Below are 2,008 nucleotides of genomic sequence, written 5' to 3' on the forward strand. Positions count from 1 at the left end.
ACTTTTGTCTGCGCTCGCGCCGGAGCCGTTCTTGCCGCGGCTGTCTGTATCGTCAATACACATCAGTTCCTTGTCTGCTTCCATAGTTCGCGTTATCCCTTTTGCAGAATGTCTGCTATCCTTTCGCAGGCGTGGCCGTCGCCGTAGGGGTTGGAGGCATGGCTCATCCTGGCATATTCCCCTTCATCTTCAAGGAGCAGCTTGAAGGTGCTGTAGATGGTGTCCTCGCCGGTGCCCACCAGCTTCAGGGTGCCCGCCTCGATGCCCTCGGGCCTTTCCGTCGTATCGCGCATGACCAGCACGGGGACGCCATAGGACGGACACTCCTCCTGTATGCCTCCGGAGTCCGTGAGGCACAGATAGGAGCGGGCCTCAAAGTTGTGGCAGTCAAACACCTCCAGAGGCTCGATGATGCGGATGCGGGCGCAGCCGCCCAGCTCCGCCGCCGCAGCTTCCCTGACCGCGGGGTTCATGTGGATGGGATAGACGGCCTTGCAGTCCGGATGCTCGTCCAGCACCCGGCGGATGGCACGGAACATGTGGCGCATGGGCTCCCCCAGATTCTCCCGGCGGTGGGCTGTGATGAAGATGAGCCTGCTGCCCGCGGCCCATTCCAGTACGGGGTGGGTGTAGTTGTCCCTCACGGTGTGCTGCATGGCGTCTATCACCGTGTTGCCGGTGATATATATGGTGGCGGGATCCTTGCCCTCCCTTTTCAGCTGCTCGGCGGCCAGACGGGTGGGGGCGAAGTTGTAGCGCGCAATGATGCTCACCGCCTGCCTGTTGAACTCCTCGGGATAGGGGCTGTATATGTCGTAGGTGCGGAGCCCCGCCTCCACGTGGCCCACGGGTATCTGCATATAGTAGCAGCAGAGAGCCGTCACAAAGGTGGTGGAGGTGTCGCCGTGGACCAATACCACATCGGGCTTCACCTCTTCCAGCGCGCTCCTGATGCTGCCCAGTATCCCCGCCGTGATGTCAAACAGGGTCTGGTTTTGCTTCATGATGGAGAGGTCGTAGTCCGGCTGCACCCCAAAGGCGTCAAGCACCTGGTCCAGCATCTGCCGGTGCTGGCCCGTGACGCAGACCACGGTCCTGATGCCCGGCCGGGTCTTCAGCTCGTTGACCAGCGGGCACATCTTGATGGCTTCCGGCCTGGTGCCGAATACCAGCATGACAGTTTTCATTTGGCGCCTCTTTTTATAATCTAAATAAAATATATCACATATTCCCTTGGTCTGTCAAGAAACGCCCTCTGCCTGCCCTCCCGTTCAATCCTGACGTCACTTCGGCGGTGAGGGCTGTCAGCCCTCACCGGTAAGAAGTCTCCTTCAATAGAACCTCGAGTTGCGGCTATAGACCGGCCGGGGCGGGACAAAGGATTGCTCCCGGCGGTAGGCCTATGCCTTACCCGGGGTCTTTCCTTCCATTACAGGAGATTTCTTACCGCCCTTCACTTTGTTCCGGGCGCCGAAATGACGTTTTAGTTGACCGCCGGGGACATCCCCCGCGTCATCTCGCGCCATTGGCGAAGCCAAGGACGCTCAGAGATCTACGGGGGCACCGACGGCCGAATGCCGTTGGGGGGGCCGTACAAGGCGGAGACCGGGAAGCGCTCTACCCCGCGTCACCTCGGCGCAAAACGCATCTGTCAAACGCTCTGCGTTTGGCGTTTTGCGGTAAGAGGTCTCAGGAGGGGCCCGGCTGCCTCTTCCTTACTCTGTCAGAGACAGAGAAGGCAGATGGGAGGACCCTGGCAGGGAGGGCAAGGACAAAGCCCAGAGGAGCCGTATAATCGGGGTTACGAAGCGTTTCCGGGCACCGACGGCCGAATGCCGTTGGGGGGGGCCGTACAAGGCGGAGACCGGGAAGCGCTCTACCCCGCGTCCACTCGGCCCAAACGGCAATATGTCAAACGCCTTGGCGTTGGGCCGTTTGGGGTAAGAGATCCACGGAGGGCCCGCCAGCCGCGTTCATTACTCCGGCTATGCCGGAGGCGGCTGGTGGG

Annotated in this window: 1 protein-coding gene; it reads right to left on the reverse strand. The window is 60.9% G+C overall.

Going from position 1 to position 2,008, the window contains the following annotated elements:
- Nucleotides 1-92: 92 nt before the first annotated feature.
- Nucleotides 93-1,187, reverse strand: coding sequence for a UDP-N-acetylglucosamine 2-epimerase (non-hydrolyzing) (wecB, locus tag IK083_05265; GenBank protein MBR4748962.1), 1,095 nt, complete (start codon nt 1,185-1,187; stop codon nt 93-95).
- Between the last annotated feature and the right edge of the window lie 821 nt (nt 1,188-2,008).

The sequence above is a fragment of the Abditibacteriota bacterium genome (assembly GCA_017552965.1).
Taxonomy (GTDB): domain Bacteria; phylum Armatimonadota; class UBA5829; order UBA5829; family UBA5829; genus RGIG7931.